This is a genomic window from Cryobacterium sp. Sr8, assembly GCF_004403225.1.
GTDB classification, from domain to species: Bacteria; Actinomycetota; Actinomycetes; order Actinomycetales; family Microbacteriaceae; genus Cryobacterium; species Cryobacterium psychrotolerans.
The window spans coordinates 100,965-118,612 of record NZ_SOHO01000039.1 but is presented as its reverse complement, the minus strand read 5'-3'; the positions used below and the strand labels follow the sequence as shown (position 1 = coordinate 118,612).

General features: G+C 67.7%; 11 protein-coding genes and 1 tRNA gene. 10 read left to right on the top strand and 2 right to left on the bottom strand.

Annotated features, from left to right (window positions below; genetic code table 11):
- Window positions 1-57 precede the first annotated feature (57 nt).
- The 5 genes from lgt (at window position 58) to E3T54_RS06960 (ending at window position 9,331) form a co-directional block, all read left to right on the top strand.
- A complete protein-coding gene (gene lgt / locus E3T54_RS06980; protein WP_134475106.1) occupies window positions 58-1,032 on the top strand; it encodes a prolipoprotein diacylglyceryl transferase in 975 nt (324 codons plus the stop codon).
- Between the two features lie 111 nt (window positions 1,033-1,143).
- The gene (gltB, locus tag E3T54_RS06975) at window positions 1,144-5,721 is read left to right on the top strand and encodes a glutamate synthase large subunit (protein WP_134475105.1); all 4,578 of its coding nucleotides are present in this window, start codon (window positions 1,144-1,146) and stop codon (window positions 5,719-5,721) included.
- Window positions 5,714-7,171, top strand: a complete 1,458-nt coding sequence (locus tag E3T54_RS06970) for a glutamate synthase subunit beta (RefSeq protein WP_134475104.1) — start codon at window positions 5,714-5,716, stop codon at window positions 7,169-7,171. Before gltB ends, E3T54_RS06970 begins: the two co-directional genes overlap by 8 nt.
- Before the next feature lie 78 nt (window positions 7,172-7,249).
- Window positions 7,250-8,695 carry a pyruvate kinase gene (gene pyk / locus E3T54_RS06965; protein WP_134475103.1) on the top strand — a complete coding sequence of 482 codons (1,446 nt, stop codon included), beginning with the start codon at window positions 7,250-7,252 and terminating at the stop codon, window positions 8,693-8,695.
- Between the two features lie 144 nt (window positions 8,696-8,839).
- Entirely contained in the window at window positions 8,840-9,331 is a 492-nt protein-coding gene (locus E3T54_RS06960; protein ID WP_134475102.1) for an NUDIX domain-containing protein, read from the top strand.
- Between the two features lie 104 nt (window positions 9,332-9,435).
- Here the strand turns inward: E3T54_RS06960 and E3T54_RS06955 are convergent.
- Window positions 9,436-9,521 (bottom strand) — tRNA-Leu (locus tag E3T54_RS06955).
- A 38-nt stretch (window positions 9,522-9,559) separates the two neighbouring features.
- Between E3T54_RS06955 and E3T54_RS06950 the strand changes: the two genes are divergently transcribed.
- Entirely contained in the window at window positions 9,560-10,165 is a 606-nt protein-coding gene (locus E3T54_RS06950; RefSeq protein WP_134475101.1) for an ANTAR domain-containing response regulator, read from the top strand.
- A 121-nt stretch (window positions 10,166-10,286) separates the two neighbouring features.
- Here the strand turns inward: E3T54_RS06950 and E3T54_RS06945 are convergent, their stop codons facing one another.
- On the bottom strand, window positions 10,287-10,712 hold the full coding sequence (locus E3T54_RS06945) for a PaaI family thioesterase (RefSeq protein ID WP_134475100.1): 426 nt from the start codon (window positions 10,710-10,712) through the stop codon (window positions 10,287-10,289).
- A 55-nt stretch (window positions 10,713-10,767) separates the two neighbouring features.
- Between E3T54_RS06945 and polA the strand changes: the two genes are divergently transcribed.
- The 4 genes from polA (at window position 10,768) to coaE (ending at window position 17,647) form a co-directional block, all read left to right on the top strand.
- Window positions 10,768-13,446, top strand: a complete 2,679-nt coding sequence (polA, locus tag E3T54_RS06940; RefSeq protein WP_134475099.1) for a DNA polymerase I — start codon at window positions 10,768-10,770, stop codon at window positions 13,444-13,446.
- 150 nt (window positions 13,447-13,596) lie between these two features.
- The gene (locus tag E3T54_RS06935; RefSeq protein ID WP_134475098.1) at window positions 13,597-15,273 is read left to right on the top strand and encodes a DUF885 domain-containing protein; all 1,677 of its coding nucleotides are present in this window, start codon (window positions 13,597-13,599) and stop codon (window positions 15,271-15,273) included.
- A 150-nt stretch (window positions 15,274-15,423) separates the two neighbouring features.
- Window positions 15,424-16,881: a 30S ribosomal protein S1 gene (gene rpsA, locus E3T54_RS06930; protein WP_092322001.1), complete on the top strand. Its 1,458-nt coding sequence runs from the start codon at window positions 15,424-15,426 to the stop codon at window positions 16,879-16,881.
- 157 nt (window positions 16,882-17,038) lie between these two features.
- A complete protein-coding gene (coaE, locus tag E3T54_RS06925) occupies window positions 17,039-17,647 on the top strand; it encodes a dephospho-CoA kinase (RefSeq protein WP_134475097.1) in 609 nt (202 codons plus the stop codon).
- Window position 17,648 lies beyond the last annotated feature (1 nt).

The window sequence follows — 17,648 nt, the reverse complement described above, 5'->3', positions numbered from 1 at the left end:
GCGAATCCGCCGCCGAGTGACGCATGCACCACGATGAAAGGCTGTACACCAGTGTTTATGCCCCTGAGCATCCCGAGCCCCGAGTGGAGCTTCTTCGACCTCGGCCCGTTCCGCATTCACGCTTACGCGCTGTGCATCCTCGCCGGCATCATCGCCGCAACCATACTGACCTCGCGGCGCCTGACCAGGCGCGGCGGCGAGCCGGGCGTCGTGCTCGACATCATCCTCTGGGCCGTCCCGCTGGGCATTATCGGGGCCAGGATTTACCACGTCCTCACCCACCCCGGCGACTACTTTTACGAGGGCGCCAACCTGTGGGACGTGTTCGCCATCTGGAAGGGCGGCAACGCGATCTTCGGGTCGTTGATCGGCGGCGCCGTCGGTGCGTACATCGGCTGCCGGCTGTCCGGAATCCGCTTCTGGTCGTTCCTCGACGCCGTGGCGCCCGGCATGCTGCTCGCGCAGGCGATGGGGCGCCTCGGCAACTGGTTCAACCACGAGTTGTTCGGGCTGCCGACCACGTTGCCGTGGGGGCTGGAGATCGAGTCGACCAACGCCGCCTACCCGCTCGGCCTGCCGCCCGGGACGCTGTTCCACCCCACCTTCCTCTACGAGATCATCTGGAACCTGGTCGGCGTGGCCGTCATCATCCTGCTCGAGCGCCGGATCAACCTGCGCTGGGGCAAGGCCTTCGGCGTGTACCTCATCTGGTACGGCGCCGGCCGCAGCGTGTTCGAGAGCATCCGCGTCGACCCCAGCGAGATCATCCTCGGCCTCCGCACGAACGTGTGGGCCTCGATCGCCGCCGTCGTGCTCGGCATTGTCATCATCCTCGTGCAGCGGCACCGTCACACCGGCGTTCCGATCTCGGTCTATGTTCCGGGGCGCGAATGGAAGCGTCCGGACGCTGAGGTAGAATCTGAGGACAACGATTTTGAATCAGAGGATCACGGCGACGAAGCCGGCGAACCCATCGAATCGGGTGACGTCGCCGCCACAAGCACCCGCGACTCGCCTCCCCAGGACCGGTAACCACCCACGCGGTCCACGGCCGGTCCCGGTATGACGGGCCGGCGTGCAAGTCTCACCCTCCCACGGGCCAAAGTCGTCCCTACTTGCCAGTTACTTCGTGAGGACGGTCCCATGGCCCAGACATCACCCTTTTCCCGCTTCGGCAGCCCGCCCGAGCCGCAGGGCCTGTACAACCCCGCCGAGGAGCGTGACGCCTGCGGCCTCGCCATGGTCGCAACGTTGCGCGGCACGGCCGGGCACGACATCATCACCCTCGCGCTGGACGCGCTCCGCAATCTCGAGCACCGCGGAGCGGTGGGCTCGGATGCCGGCACCGGTGACGGAGCCGGCATCATCACCCAGATCCCGGATGCCTTCCTGCGCGAGGTCGCCGATTTCGCCCTGCCCCCGGCCGGCCGCTACGCGGTGGGCAACGTCTTCCTGCCCACCGACCCGACGCTCCGCAGCAGCATCAAGCGCCAGATCGCCCGCATCGCCCAGGAGGAGAACCTCACCATCCTCGGCTGGCGTGAGGTCCCCGTGCGCCCGAACGAGGTGGGCTCCCTGGCCCGCGCCGCGATGCCCGCAATCCAGCAGTTGTACGTGCAGAGCGCCCGCACGACCGAGTCCGGCGAAACGCTCGGCGGCATCGACCTGGACCGCCAGGCCGTGCGACTGCGGAAGCGCGCCGAACGCGAACTCGAGATCTACTTCGCCTCCCTGTCCTGCCGCACGCTCGTCTACAAGGGGATGGTCACGACGCTGCAGCTCGAGCCCTTCTACCCGGACCTCTCCGACCCGCGCTTCGTCTCGAAGCTCGCGCTCGTGCACTCCCGCTACTCCACCAACACCTTCCCGTCGTGGCCGCTGGCCCAGCCGTTCCGGATGATCGCCCACAACGGCGAGATCAACACCGTGCAGGGCAACCGCAACTGGATGAGTGCGCGCCAGTCGCAGCTCCAATCCGAGCTGCTGGGTGACCTCGCACCGCTGCTGCCGATCGTCACGCCGGGCGGCAGCGACTCCGCCTCCTTCGACGAGGTCGTCGAGCTGCTCAGCCTGTCCGGCCGCTCGCTGCCGCACGCCGTGATGATGATGGTGCCCGAGGCGTGGGAGAACCAGACCGACCTGGACGAGGAACGCCGCGCGTTCTACGAATACCACTCGATGTCGATGGAACCGTGGGACGGCCCCGCCGCGATCGTGTTCACCGACGGCTCCCTCGTCGGCGCCACCCTCGACCGCAACGGGCTGCGCCCCGGCCGGTACCTGATCACGGATGACGGCCTCGTGGTGCTCGCCAGCGAAATCGGCGTGCTCGACATCGATCCGGCCCGGATCGTGCGCAAGGGGCGCCTGCGCCCGGGCAAGATGTTCCTCGTCGACACCGAGGCCGGCCGGCTGATCGAGGACGACGAGATCAAGTCCGAACTCGCCGCCAGCGAACCCTGGGGCCAGTGGCTGGATGCCGGCCGGATCAACCTCAAGGACCTGCCCGACCGGGAGCACATCGTGCACCCGCCGGCATCCGTCGTACGGCGGCAGCGCACGTTCGGCTACACCGAGGAAGAGGTGCGGATCCTGCTCGCACCGATGGCCCGCACCGGCGCCGAACCACTCGGCGCGATGGGCTCCGACACCCCCATCGCGGTGCTGAGCGAACGCCCGCGCCTGCTCTTCGACTACTTCACCCAGCAGTTCGCGCAGGTGACCAACCCCCCGCTCGACTCCATCCGCGAGGCCGTCGTCACCTCCCTGAAGCTGGGACTGGGTCCGGAGCGCAACCTCCTGTCCGCCGGACCGGAGCACGCCCGGCAGGTTGTGCTCGATTTCCCGGTGATCGACAACGACGAGCTGGCCAAGATCCAGCACATCGCCACCTCGCCCGGGAGCCGGACCACGACGACCATCCGCGGGCTGTACCGCTTCGACGACGGCCCCGACGCGCTGTCCGCGCGAATTGCCGAGATGTGCGACGAGGTCGACGAGGCCATCGAGGACGGCGCCCACTTCATCGTTCTCTCCGACCGCGATTCAACCAAGGATCTCGCCCCGATTCCCTCGCTGCTGATGATCGCCGGTGTGCACCACCACCTGATCCGCGCGCAGAACCGGATGAAGGTCGGCATCGTCGTTGAAGCGGGCGACGTGCGCGAGGTGCACCACGTCGCGCTGTTGATCGGCTACGGCGCCTCGGCGGTCAATCCCTACCTGGCCATGGAAACCTGCGAAGACCTCGTTCGCAGCGGATTCATCACGACCGTCACGCCCGAGAAGGCCGTGCGCAACGTGATCACCGCGCTGGGCAAGGGCGTGCTCAAAATCATGTCCAAGATGGGCATCTCCACCGTCTCCTCCTACGCCGGCGCGCAGGCCTTCGAAGCGGTCGGGCTGAGCCAGGCGTTCGTCGACCAGTACTTCACCGGCACGACGAGCAAGCTCGGCGGCGTCGGCATCGACGTGATCGCGGCCGAGAACGACCGCCGGCACGGCATGGCGTACCCGGCGGACGCCGCCGTGACGGCGCACGAGCGCTTGTCGACCGGCGGCGAATACCAGTGGCGCAGGGACGGGTCGCCGCACCTCTTCAACCCGGAGACGATCTTCCGCCTGCAGCATTCCACCCGCACGCGCCGCTACGACGTCTTCCGCCAGTACACGAAACTCGTCGACGACCAGGCGGAGAGCCTGATGACGCTGCGCGGGATGTTCGCGCTGAACACCGGGCAGCGCCAGGCCGTGCCGCTCGACGAGGTCGAGTCGGTCGAGTCGATCGTGAAACGGTTCTCCACCGGCGCCATGAGCTACGGCTCCATTTCCCAGGAAGCCCACGAGACCCTCGCGATCGCGATGAACCGGCTGGGCGGCAAGTCCAACACCGGTGAGGGCGGCGAAGACCTCGACCGCCTGCTCGACCCCGAGCGCCGCAGCGCCGTGAAGCAGGTGGCCTCCGGCCGGTTCGGCGTCACGAGCATGTACCTGACCCACGCCGACGACATCCAGATCAAGCTCGCGCAGGGAGCCAAGCCCGGCGAGGGCGGCCAGCTGCCGCCGACCAAGGTGTACCCGTGGATCGCCCGCACCCGGCACGCCACGGCCGGGGTCGGCCTGATCTCGCCTCCGCCGCACCACGACATCTACTCCATCGAAGACCTCAAACAGCTCATCTTCGACCTCAAACGAGCCAACCCGAAGGCCCGGATCCACACCAAGCTGGTCAGCCAGTCCGGTATCGGCGCGGTCGCGGCCGGGGTCGCCAAGGCGCTCTCCGACGTCATCCTCGTGTCGGGCCACGACGGGGGGACAGGGGCCAGCCCGCTCAACTCGCTCAAACACGCCGGGACGCCCTGGGAACTGGGCCTGGCCGAGACCCAGCAGACGCTCATGCTCAACGGCATGCGCGACCGGGTCGTGCTGCAGGTTGACGGCCAGCTGAAGACCGGCCGGGATGTCATCATCGGCGCGCTGCTCGGCGCCGAGGAGTTCGGGTTCGCCACCGCGCCCCTCGTGGTCGAGGGGTGCATCATGATGCGGGTCTGCCACCTCGACACCTGCCCGGTGGGCGTCGCAACCCAGAACCCCGAACTACGGGCGCGTTTCACCGGCAAGGCCGACCACGTCGTGAACTTCTTCGAGTTCATCGCGCAGGAGGTGCGGGAGTACCTGGCCGAGCTCGGCTTCCGCAGCCTCGAGGAGGCCGTCGGCCGCCGCGAGCTGCTCGACATGAACGGCGCGGTGCGGCACTGGAAGGCGTCGGGGCTCGACCTGGCGCCGATCCTGGTCGGTCCGGACTTCCCCGACTCCGAGCCGCGCCAGTACGGCCGGCCCCAGGAACACGAGCTGGACCTGCACTTCGACAACGAGCTGATCCGCCGCAGCGCGAGCGTGCTCGAGCACGGCGGGAACGTGCAGATCGCACTCCCCATCCGCAACACCGAACGCGCCGTCGGAACCATGCTCGGCCACGAGGTCACCCTCCGCCATGGCGAGAACGGGCTCCCGGCCGGATCCATCGAAGTCACCCTGACCGGATCGGCCGGCCAGTCCTTCGGCGCCTTCCTGCCCAGCGGCATCACACTCCGGCTCGAGGGCGACTCGAACGACTACGTCGGCAAGGGGCTCTCCGGAGGCCAGATCGTCGTGCGCCCCGACCGGGCCAGCTCGTTCCCGGCCGAGGAGAATGTGATCGCCGGAAACGTCATCGGTTACGGCGCCACCCAGGGCAGCATGTTCATCCGCGGGATCGTGGGGGAGCGGTTCCTGGTGCGCAACTCCGGGGCCATCGCGGTCGTCGAGGGCGTGGGCGACCACGCACTCGAGTACATGACCGGCGGCCTGGCCGTCATCCTCGGCGGCACCGGGCGCAACCTCGGGGCGGGAATGTCCGGTGGGACCGCGTATGTGCACGGTCTGCGCACCGAACTGGTCAACCGCGAGGCCCTTGAGTCGGGCGAACTCGTGCTGACCCCGCTCGGCGGCGCCGACCGGGAAATCGTCCGGGACCTGCTCGAGCAGCACCGCGACCAGACCGACTCCGAGCTGGCAAGCCGGCTCCTGGCCGATCTCGAAACCACCCTGTCGACCTTCGTCAAGGTGTTGCCGCGCGACTACGCGGCCGTACTGGAAACCAGGCAAGGCGCCGTCGACGAGGGTCTCGACCCTGACGGCGTCGTGGTCTGGAACCGCATTTTGGAGGCAACCAATGGCTGACCCGAAGGGTTTCCTCAAGACCACGGAGCGGGAGCTCCCCGCGCGGCGCCCCGTGTCGGTGCGGCTGATGGACTGGAAAGAGGTCTACGAGCAGGGGGACGCGGCCGTGCTGAAGCGCCAGGCCGGGCGCTGCATGGACTGTGGAGTGCCGTTCTGCCACCAGGGCTGCCCGCTCGGCAACCTGATCCCCGAGTGGAACGACCTCGTCTGGCGAGACGAGGGGCGCCAGGCGATCGAACGCCTGCACTCGACCAATAACTTCCCCGAGTTCACCGGCCGACTCTGCCCGGCACCGTGCGAATCCTCCTGCGTGCTCAGCATCAACCAGCCGGCCGTGACGATCAAGCAGGTCGAGGTGTCGATCATCGACCAGGCATTCGCCAGCGGCTGGGTTCAGCCGCAGCCGCCGGGCCGCCTCACCGGCAAGACCGTCGCCGTCGTCGGCTCCGGACCGGCCGGCCTGGCCGCCGCGCAGCAGCTCACCCGCGCCGGGCACACCGTCGCCGTGTTTGAACGCGACGACCGCATCGGCGGACTGCTGCGCTACGGCATCCCGGACTTCAAGATGGAGAAAAAGCACCTCGAGCTGCGCCTGGCCCAGATGACGGCGGAGGGCACGCGGTTCCGCGCGGGCGTGAACATCGGGGTCGACATCACCTGGGATGCCCTGCGCACCCGCTATGACGCCGTGGTGATCGCCACCGGCGCCCTCGTCCCGCGCGATCTGCCGATCCCGGGCCGCGACCTGCCCGGCGTGCACTTCGCGATGGAATACCTCGTGCAGCAGAACCGGGCGGGCGCCGGCGACACCGTCGAGGCGCAGATCGACGCCGCGGGCAAGCATGTGGTCGTGCTCGGCGGCGGAGACACCGGTGCGGATTGCATCGGCACGGCGCACCGCCAGCTCGCCGCATCCGTCACGAACCTGGCCATCGGCCGGCAGCCGGGCGAGGACCGCCCCGACCACCAGCCCTGGCCGATGTCGCCGACCCTGTTCGAGGTGTCGAGCGCGCATGAAGAGGGCGGCACGAGGCAGTTCCTCGCCTCGACGGTCGAATTCCTGGCCAACGAGGTGGGCGAGGTCCGGGCCATCCGGGTCGCCGAGACCGAGTACATGGACGGCCGACGCGTGCCCCGGGCCGGGTCGGAGCGGGAAATCCCCGCCGACCTCGTGCTCCTCGCGCTCGGCTTCACCGGTCCCGAATCGCAGGAGCTCAGCCACCAGCTCGGCCTGCCGTTCGACGAGCGCGGCGCCGTGGGGCGCGACGGCGACTACCAGACCAGCCACGAGGGCATCTTCGTCGCCGGCGACGCCGGACGAGGCCAGTCCCTCATCGTCTGGGCGATCGCCGAGGGGCGGGCGGCCGCCGCGGCCGTCGATCGCTTCCTCGAAGGCGACACCCAGCTGCCGTCGCCGGTCACACCGACCGACCGCCCGTTCTCCCTCTAACTAGACTTCCCCCCGGGGGATCTAACTTACGCAAGTCCCAATGCGCCCTGACAGCGCGGAAATCGGAGCTCCACCAGTATGAGACGCGCTAAAATCGTCGCCACCCTCGGGCCGGCAGCATCCACGTATGAGCAGATCCGGGCGATCATCGATGCGGGCGTCGACGTCTGCCGGATGAACCTGAGTCACGGAACGTACGACATCCACGAGGGCATCTACGCCAATGTGCGCAAGGCCGCCAACGACTCCGGCCGCGCCGTAGCCGTGATGGTCGACCTCCAGGGACCGAAGATCCGCCTCGGCAAGTTCGAAGACGGCCCCTACGAGCTCGCGGTCGGGGACACCTTCAAGATCACGACCCAGGACGTCGTGGGCACGAAGGAACTCTCCGGAACGACCTACAAGGGACTGCCCCTCGACGTGGCGCCGGGTGACTTCCTGCTCATCGACGACGGCAAGGTCAAGGTTCAGGTTGAGGCGACGGATGGCATCGTCGTCACCACCCGCGTGATCGTCGCCGGTCCCGTCTCGAACAACAAGGGCATCAACCTGCCCGGCGTCGCCGTCAACGTCCCCGCGCTGTCCGAGAAGGACGAGGCCGACCTGCGCTGGGGCCTGCGCCTCGGCGCCGACCTGATCGCCCTGTCGTTCGTGCGCGACGCCGCCGACGTCACCCGGGTGCACAACATCATGGCCGAGGAGGGCCGTCGCGTTCCCGTGATCGCGAAGATCGAGAAGCCCCAGGCCGTCGAAAACCTCGAGGAGATCATCGATGCCTTCGACGCCATCATGGTCGCCCGCGGCGACCTCGGCGTCGAGCTCCCGCTCGAGGCCGTGCCGATCGTGCAGAAGCGCGCCGTCGAGATCGCCCGCCGTATGGCGAAGCCGGTCATCGTCGCCACCCAGATGCTCGAGTCGATGATCCACTCCCCGGTTCCGACCCGCGCAGAAACCTCCGACGTCGCCAACGCCGTGCTCGACGGCGCGGACGCCGTGATGCTCAGCGGCGAGACCAGCGTCGGCGAGTACCCGGTCGTGACCGTGCAGACCATGGCCCGGATCATCATGTCCACCGAGGAACACGGCCTGGAGCGCATCCAGCCGCTGACGAACAAGCCGCGCACCCAGGGCGGCGCGATCACCCTCGCCGCCATCGAAGTGGCCGAATTCGTCGAGGCGAAATACCTCTGCATCTTCACCGAATCCGGCGACTCTGCGAGGCGGATGTCCCGCCTGCGGTCCAAGATCCCGATGCTGGCCTTCACGCCGGAGCCCGGCATCCGTCGCCGCCTGGCGTTGACCTGGGGCATCCAGACCTACCTGGTCGACCGGGTGACCCACACGGACGCCATGTTCGGGCAGGTCGACGACATGCTGCTCGGCGAGGGCCTGGCCGAAATCGGCGACACCGTCGTAGTCATCTCCGGTTCCCCTCCCGGAATCGTCGGTTCCACGAACGACATCCGCGTGCACCGCGTCGGCGACGCCCACAACGAGGTCGCTCCGGCGTACGCCCGCACCTGACGTTCGCCCCGACCTGACGTTCGCCCCATGAGTGGGCGCTGCATGGGACCCTCCGCGGGGCTGAGTCGCGGACAAAGCACCTTCGTTTCGCGCGCGAAGGTATTTTGTCCGCAACTCGGCGGCCGCCGACGTAGGGTGGGGCGCATGCCTGCCTCGGATTACGTCTCACACCTGCGTCGCCACATCGGGCACGACCTCGTGCTCCTCCCTGGCGTCACCGCCGCGGTTTTCGATGACGACGGCCGTCTCCTGCTCGCCCGCCACGTCGCCGGCGACAAATGGGGATTCATCGGCGGCGGGATCGAACCATTCGAGGAACCGCTGGATGCCGTGCGCCGGGAACTGATGGAGGAAACCGGCGCCGACGGACACGTGCTCGGGGTCGTCGGGAGCTACGGTGGCCGACGGCTTGCCACCACGTGCCCGAACGGCGACCAGGTGTCATATGTCACGACGGCGTATGCGTGCCGGCTGAACTCCGGCGTGCAGTGGCTCGAGCAGGAGGAAGTGTCCCAGCTGGGCTGGTTCACCCGTGAGGAGATCTCCACTCTCGACCGCTTCGACTGGATCGACGACGTGGTCGACGACTCCTTCGCCTGGTGGGCCGCCCGCGATGCTCAGCCCGCGCGCGCCTGAGTTGCGGAGAAAGCACCTTCAATTCGCGCGGGAAGGTACTTTGTCCGCGACTCAGCGCGCGTTCCGCGCTGGGTGCGCGTGGGCGGCGACAATCAGGGTGTGAGTGGTACCGGTGGTGGGACTCGAACCCACACGTCCTTTCGAACAAAGCATTTTGAGTGCTCCGCGTCTGCCATTCCGCCACACCGGCTCACATCGCCTGCCCCAGAATACCGTAGGCTTTTGCCTGTGACCGACCAAGAGACTACCCCCACTCCTCCCCGCCGCGTTGTCGTTGCGGAGGATGAATCCCTCATCCGTCTAGACATCGTCGAGATTCTCCGTGACAACGGCTTCGAGGTGGTCGGCGAGGCCGGGGACGGAGAGACCGCAGTGGCCCTGGCCATGGAACTCCGGCCGGACCTGGTCATCATGGACGTGAAGATGCCCCACCTCGACGGGATCTCCGCCGCAGAGCGCATCACCAAGGCGCACATCGCCCCGGTCGTGCTGCTGACCGCGTTCAGCCAGAAGGAGCTCGTCGAGCGTGCAACCGAGGCCGGTGCGCTCGCCTATGTCGTGAAGCCGTTCACCCCCAACGACCTGCTGCCCGCGATCGAGATCGCCCTCTCGCGCTACAGCCAGATCATCACGCTCGAGGCCGAGGTTGCCGACCTGGTCGAGCGCTTCGAGACCCGCAAGCTCGTCGACCGGGCCAAGGGCCTGCTCAACGAGAAGATGGGCCTCACCGAGCCCGAGGCGTTCCGCTGGATCCAGAAGGCCTCCATGGACCGGCGCCTCACCATGCACGACGTCGCCCAGGCGATCATCGAGCAGCTCTCCGCCAAGAAATAGGCGTCAGGCAGCAACCGTCACGGTGACCGCCCCAGCCCAGCGGGCACCGGCTGGGCTGGGGCATCAGCCTGACTGAATGCGCGCCGGTCAGAATCAGCGCGCGGTCGGCATGCGCGCCCGGTCAGGACGCGCCCGGCAGGTCCTTGATCAGGTTCGTGATGCGAATGGTCGAGCACCGGCGTCCTCGGTCGTCGGTGACGACGATCTCGTGCGTGGTCAGCGTCCGGCCCAGGTGGATCGCGGTGCAGACCCCGGTCACATAGCCGGCGGTGGCCGACCCGGTGTGCGTGGCATTGATTTCGATTCCGACGGCCAGCTTTCCCTGACCGGCGTGCAGGTTTGCGGCCATGGAGCCGAGTGACTCGCCCAGAACGACGTATGCCCCGCCGTGCATGAGCATCGCCGGCTGGGTGTTGCCCTCGACCGGCATCCGGGCAACGGCCCGCCGGGCGGTGAACTCCAGGAACTCGATGCCCATCTTCTCGGCGAGGGCTCCCGCGCCGCGCTCCTGCACCCACGCGAGCGAATCCTGGGTCTGACTGGTCATGTTCACCTTTGATCGCTGGCCCGGCCCGGGCGGAGGACGCTTGTAGGCTGGGAGTGTGTTGGACTCCGAAAAGCCTACCCTCATGATCATTGACGGCCATTCCCTGGCGTTCCGAGCGTTTCACGCCCTGCCGCTGGACAGTTTCCAAACCCATGACGGACAGCACACCAACGCCATCCATGGGTTCCTGTCGATGCTCCTCAGCCTCCTGCGCACCGAGAAACCGACCCACATCGCCGTCGCTTTCGACATCTCCCGATCCTCCTTCCGCACGAGGGAGTACCCGGAATACAAGGGCACCCGCGGCGCGACCCCATCGGAGTTCATCGGCCAGGTGCCGCTTCTCGAGCAGGCCCTCGCTGCGATGAACATCACCACCCTCACCAAAGCTGACTATGAGGCCGACGACATCCTCGCGACGCTGTCGGTGCGCGGCACCACCGAGGGATACCATGTGCTCGTCGTGTCCGGGGACCGGGACACCATCCAGCTCGTCAACGAGAACGTGACGCTTCTCTACCCGGCCAGCCAGGGCGTCTCCGCACTGACCCGGTACGACCCCGACCGCGTGCGCGAACGCTACGGCGTCGACCCGGGCCAGTACCCGGATGTCGCAGCCCTGGTCGGCGAAACCAGCGACAACCTGATCGGGATCTCGAAGGTCGGCGAGAAGACCGCGGTGAAGTGGCTGGGCCTCTACGGCAGCCTGGACGGCATCCTCGAGCACGCCGACGAGATCAAGGGCGTCGTCGGAAACAACCTGCGCGAGCAGAAGGACAATGCGATCCGTAACCGCCGCCTCAACCACCTGGTCACCGACCTCGACCTGCCGGTCGAGATCACCGACCTCGGGCGCGCGCCGATCAACCAGGAGGCCGTGCGCGAGGTCTTCGGCCGCCTCGAGTTCAAGAGCCTGCTCGAACGCGTGATCAAGCTGGAGGGCGGGGACGCCGCGGCTGCCGCGACCGTGGCCGCTCCGGCCGAGCCGCGCGCCGACCTGCCCGTCGCGCCGCGCGCCCACGACCTGCTCGACGAGGAGCTGGAAGCGTGGATCACCCGCGCGACCGCAGCCTGCCCGGACGGGCTCGGCCTGACCGTCGAAGTGCAGGGTGGCGTGGCGATCGGATTCGGACTGGCCAGCCGGACCGACGCCCTCAATCTTCCGTGGCAGCCCGATCGCGCCGACTACGCGCCCTTCGAGGCCTGGCTGGCCAGCGATGCTCCCAAGATCATGCACGACGCCAAGCACCAGGCCAAGGCGATCAGCCGCAGCAACCTGGTCCTCGGCGGGCTCGCCGTCGACACCCTCGTCGCCGGCTGGCTGCTGCGACCCGGCGGCCCCGACAAGACCCTGGCCGACCTGGTCTCCCGATACCTCGACGAGGTCCTCCCGGTCCACGACCCCAACCAGCTCGTGCCGGACGAGTCCGCCGACGGGGGAGTGCCCCAGCAGGCCTGGTACACCCTGCGCCTCTCCGCGGCCGTGCTGGACAGGCTCGACCCCGGCTCGCGCCACGTGCTTACCGCGATTGAGATGCCCACCCTGCGGGCACTGGCCGACATGGAGCTCGCCGGGATCTCTGTCTCGCACGACCAGCTCGCGGTGCTCTCCGCCGAGCTGGGGGACACGGCGGCGCACCTGGCCGCGGGCGCGTACGCCGAGATCGGCCGCGAGGTGAACCTCGGCTCGCCCAAGCAGCTGCAGGAGGTGCTCTTCGACCAGCTGGGCATGCCGCGCACCCGAGCGAACAAGACCGGGTTCACGACCGATGCCGGCGCCCTCGCCGACCTCCAGGCCAGCAACCCGCATCCTTTCCTCGACCTCCTGCTGAAGCACCGCGACGCCACCAAGCTGCGCCAGATCGTGGAAACGCTGGACAAAGCGATCGACGAGACCGGGCGGATCCACACCAACTACGTGCAGATCGGCACGGCGACCGGGCGGATCTCCTCGAACGACCCGAACCTGCAGAACATCCCCATCCGCACCGAGGAGGGCCGTCGGATCCGGGCCGCATTCCAGGCCGGCGAGGGCGCGGAGTGCCTGCTCACCGCCGACTATTCGCAGATCGAGATGCGGATCATGGCGCACCTCTCCGGCGACGCCGGGCTGATCGAGGCGTTTAACGCCGGCGAAGACCTGCACCGGTTCGTCGGATCGCGGATCTTCGGCGTCGCCCCCGACGAGGTCACCCCGAAGATGCGTTCCCGGGTGAAGGCCATGTCCTACGGTCTCGCTTACGGCCTGAGCGCGTTCGGGCTGTCGAAGCAGTTGCGCATCCAAAGCAGCGAGGCCAAGCAGCTGATGACCGACTACTTCGCCCGCTTCGGCGCCGTGCGCGACTACCTCCGCCACGTCGTCGAACAGGCGAAAATCGACGGCTACACCGAGACGATCTTCGGCCGCCGACGCCCCTTCCCCGAACTGCACAGCCCCAACCGGGTGCTGCGGGAGAACGCCGAGCGCGCCGCCCTGAACGCTCCGATCCAGGGGTCCGCCGCCGACATCATGAAGCTCGCGATGATCGGCATCGCCGAAGACCTCAGCGAGGCGGCGATGGAGTCTCGGATGCTGCTCCAGGTTCATGACGAACTCGTCTTCGACGTGGCCCCGGGCGAATTCGAGGCGCTTCGCTCGGTGGTCACCCTCCGGATGTCGACCGCGGCGGACCTGCTGGTGCCCCTGGACGTGCAGATCGGCCGCGGCCGGAACTGGGACGAGGCGGCGCACTGATCGGGTCGCGGTTCGCCGACTTTGGCACTTGCGGTCGACCTTGACTGGTGCGCCGGGCAAACTCGACCGGAACCGTCGACCTCGGCGCCCCGGCGCGCCTCCGCGTGAGGCTCCCGCTCTCGGCGCACTGCGTGTCCTAGGCTCGTGCCCATGACTCATGACATCCAGCGCACCCCGACGGCAATCGACCGGATTGCCGAGGAGTGGGTAGACACCCTCGTCGAAATCGACCCCACAGTCGGCACCTACATCGGGCGCACCGAGGGCAACGGCCGCTTCGGCGACTACTCGCCGGCCGGCCACGAACGCACGATCGAGGCGGCCAAGCGGGTCATCGCCCAGTTGGATGCCGCCACGGCCGTCGACGACGTCGACGAGGTGACCCAGACGGACCTGCGCAGCGACCTCGCCCTCGAGGTCGAGAGTTCCGAGGCCCAGCTGCAGCTGCGCGACCTGAACGTGATCGCCTCCCCGGCCCAGGGCATCCGGGAGATCTTCGACCTCATGCCCACCGACACGGTCGGCGACTGGGAAAACATCTCCTCGCGCCTCGGCAACCTGCCGGCCGCGATCGACGGCTACATCGAGACGCTCCGCCTCGGCATCGAGCGCGGGATCACGCCGGCCCGCCGCCAGGTGCAGGAGGTGTTCCTGCAGGCGAAGCGCCACGCGGCCAACGACGGCTTCTTCACGCACTTCACCTCGGACGCCACGCTCGCCGAGGGCAGCCTGCCCGCCAGCCTGGCCAGCGACCTGGGCACAGCCGCCCAGGGCTCCGCAGCCGCGTACGGCAAGCTGGCCGCCTTCCTCGCCGACGAGCTCCAGCCCTCCGCCACCGAGAAGGATGCGATCGGCCGCGAACTCTACGCCCTCGCCTCGCGCCGGTTCCTCGGCGCGAAGATCGACCTCGACGAAACCTACGAGTGGGGCCGGGAGGAACTCGCCCGGATGGTCGCCGAACAGGAGAGCATCGCCGACCAGATCAAGCCCGGCGCCAGCGTGCTCGAGGCGATCGCGTTCCTCGACACCGACCCCAGCCGCAAACTGCACGGCACCGACGCCCTGCAGAAGTGGATGCAGGAGACCAGCGACCGCGCGGTCGCCGAGCTCTCGGAGACCCAGTTCGACATCCCCGACGAGATCAAGAAACTCGAGTGCATGATCGCCCCCACCCAGGAGGGCGGCATCTACTACACCGGCCCCACCGACGACTTCTCCCGCCCCGGACGGATGTGGTGGTCCGTTCCGGCCGGCGTCACCGAATTCGACACCTGGCGCGAACTCACCACGGTTTACCACGAGGGCGTCCCGGGGCACCACCTGCAGATCGGCCAGGCCGTCTACAACCGCGCGAAACTGAACACCTGGCGCCGCCAGCTCGCCGGCACCTCGGGACACGCCGAGGGCTGGGCGCTCTACGCGGAACGTCTGATGGAGCAGCTGGGCTACCTCGACGACCCGGCCGACCGTCTCGGCATGCTCGACGGGCAGCGGATGCGCGCCGCCCGCGTGGTCCTCGACATCGGCGTGCACCTCGAAAAGCCGCTGCCCGACGGGTCAGGCATCTGGAACGCCGACTACGCCCTCGACTTCATGGGCAAGAACGTCAACATGAACGAGGGCTTCGTCAAGTTCGAGGTGAACCGGTACCTCGGCTGGCCCGGGCAGGCCCCCTCGTACAAGGTGGGGCAGCGCATCTGGGAGCAGCTGCGGGACACGTACACGGAACGCGAGGGCGACGCCTTCTCGATCAAGGAATTCCACCGCAGGGCCCTCGACCTCGGCGGCGTCGGCCTCGACACTCTCCGGTCCGCGCTGCTGAAGTAGCCGTCATCCGCGAGGTTGCCGCACGCCTCCGCAAACAGCTAAGCTTGAACGTCACGTTTGTGACGTCCTATCCGTTGCCATGCGCGGAGCAAGAAAAGCACACATTTTCTGCGCTGGCCCAAACTATGTCCATCCTGGAGCAACTACTACATGACAATCGCAACGACCGAACGGGCACCCAAGCAGGTCGCCATCAACGACATCGGATCTGCTGAAGACTTCCTTGCCGCGGTCGAAAAGACTCTGAAATTCTTCAACGACGGCGACCTCATCGAAGGAACCGTAGTGAAGATCGACCGCGACGAGGTTCTCCTCGACGTGGGCTACAAGACCGAGGGTGTCATTCCCTCCCGCGAACTTTCCATCAAGCACGACGTTGACCCTTCCGAGGTTGTCAAGGTCGGCGACCTGGTCGAGGCCCTTGTCCTTCAGAAGGAAGACAAAGAAGGCCGCCTCATCCTGTCCAAGAAGCGCGCACAGTACGAGCGTGCGTGGGGCGATGTGGAAAAGATCAAGGAGTCGGACGGCGTCGTCACCGGTTCGGTCATCGAGGTCGTCAAGGGTGGCCTCATCGTCGACATCGGCCTCCGCGGCTTCCTGCCGGCCTCGCTCATCGAGCTGCGTCGCGTTCGCGACCTGACCCCGTACCTGGGCCAGGAGATCGAAGCGAAGATCCTCGAGCTCGACAAGAACCGCAACAACGTTGTGCTGTCGCGTCGTGCCCTGCTCGAGCAGACTCAGTCCGAGAGCCGCACCACGTTCCTGAACAACCTCCAGAAGGGACAGGTCCGCAAGGGCGTCGTCTCCTCCATCGTCAACTTCGGTGCGTTCGTCGACCTGGGCGGGGTCGATGGCCTGGTTCACGTTTCCGAGCTCAGCTGGAAGCACATCGAGCACGCCAGCGAGGTCGTCGAGGTCGGCCAGGAAGTCACCGTCGAGATCCTCGAGGTGGACCTGGAGCGCGAACGCGTGTCCCTGTCGCTCAAGGCCACGCAGGAAGACCCGTGGCAGGTCTTCGCCCGCACCCACGCCATCGGCCAGGTTGCACCGGGTAAGGTCACCAAGCTCGTTCCGTTCGGCGCGTTCGTTCGCGTTGCCGAGGGCATCGAGGGCCTGGTTCACATCTCCGAGCTCTCCGGCAAGCACGTCGAGCTGGCCGAGCAGGTCGTCTCCGTCGGCGACGAGGTCTTCGTCAAGGTCATCGACATCGACCTCGAGCGTCGCCGCATCTCGCTGAGCCTCAAGCAGGCCAACGAGAACGTCGACCCCGAAGGCACCGAGTTCGACCCGGCGCTGTACGGCATGCTCACCGAGTACGACGACAAGGGCAACTACAAGTACCCCGAGGGCTTCGACCCGGAGACCAACGAGTGGCGCGAGGGCTTCGAAACCCAGCGCGAGAAGTGGGAGCAGGACTACGCTGCGGCCCAGGCTCGCTGGGAAGCCCACAAGAAGCAGGTTGCATCCGCGAACGACGAGATCATCGCCGTCGGCGATGTCGCGCCCGCGGCAGGCTCCTCCTTCTCCACCGAGGCTGCCGGCGCCGGCACCCTCGCGGACGACGAGGCACTCGCGGCACTTCGCGAAAAGCTCTCCAGCAACAAGTAGCTCGACCGCACAGAAAGCAGGCCGCACCCCTCGGGGTGCGGCCTGCTTCGTCTTTTCGCCCACCCTCCCCGCCGAACTGTGAGTTTGGCACCTTCCGGTGCCCCGGGAAGGTGCCAAACTCACAGTTCGGCGGAGGGGGGCGGATAGCATGGCAGGCGTGTACCTGATTGGACTGACCGGCGGGATCGCATCCGGCAAAAGCACCGTGGCCAGGCGCCTGGTGGAGCACGGAGCGGTGCACATCGACGCCGACCACCTGGCCCGGGTCGTGGTCGAGCCGGGCACGGACGCCCTCGCCCGGATCCGCGCGACCTTCGGCGACGAGGTGCTGAACGCCGACGGCAGCCTCAACCGAGCAGCCCTGGGCAGCCGGGTCTTCGGCGACCCGGCCGCCCTCGCCCAGCTCAATGCCATCGTGCATCCCGCCGTCCGTGCGCTGGCGAACGAGCTGATCCGCGACGCCGAGCAGGCCGACCCGGACGCCGTCGTCGTCTACGACGTGCCCCTGCTCGTCGAGGCCGCCGTCGACCATCCGTTCGACCTGATCGTTGTCGCGCACGCCGACGAGGAGACCCGGACGCGCCGGATGGTCCACCTGCGCGGCATGGACGAAACGGATGCCGCCCGCCGGATCCGCTCCCAGGCCAGCGACGCCGACCGCCTTGCCGTCGCAAACGTCGTCATCGACACGGACGGCACCCTGGCGCACACGTGGCAGCAGGTCGACGCGCTCTACGAGCGCGTGCGCGCCGCGCTCGATCGGTAAC